This window comes from Streptomyces alkaliterrae, assembly GCF_007097205.2.
Classification (GTDB): Bacteria; Actinomycetota; Actinomycetes; order Streptomycetales; family Streptomycetaceae; genus Streptomyces; species Streptomyces alkaliterrae.
This window is the reverse complement of the sequence record NZ_VJYK02000729.1, coordinates 1-424: the sequence shown is the minus strand read 5'-3', so window position 1 is coordinate 424 and position 424 is coordinate 1. Positions and strand designations below refer to the sequence as shown.

At 80.0% G+C, this 424-nt stretch carries 1 protein-coding gene; it reads left to right on the top strand.

Annotated features, from left to right (window positions below; all coding sequences use genetic code 11):
* The coding region (locus tag FNX44_RS27690) for an ATP-binding cassette domain-containing protein (protein ID WP_153507832.1) at positions 1-424 on the top strand (424 nt) is incomplete at both ends.

Here is a 424-nt window from a genome sequence, read left to right as displayed (position 1 = left end):
CCACCGGCCGCTGGGACCTCCACGCCCACGTCGACGGCTACACCCGCCTCGACCTCTCCGCCGAACCCGGCACCACCCTCGCCGTCGTCGGCCCCAACGGCGCCGGCAAGACGACACTCCTCCGCGCCCTGCTCGGCCTCACCCCCCGCGCCCACGCCCGACTGCGCCTCGGCGGCCAGGACGTCACCGCCCTGCCGCCGCACCGCCGCCGCGTCGCCTGGGTCCCGCAGGACGGCGCGCTCCTCCCGCACCTCACCGCGCTCGACAACACCGCCTACGGCCTCCGCGCCCAGGGCGTCCCCCGCGCCGAGGCCCGCCGCGCCGCCGCCGACTGGCTCGACCGCCTCGGCGTCGGCCACCTCAGCCACCGACGTCCCGCCGAACTCTCCGGCGGCCAGGCCGGGCGCGTCGCCCTCGCCCGGGC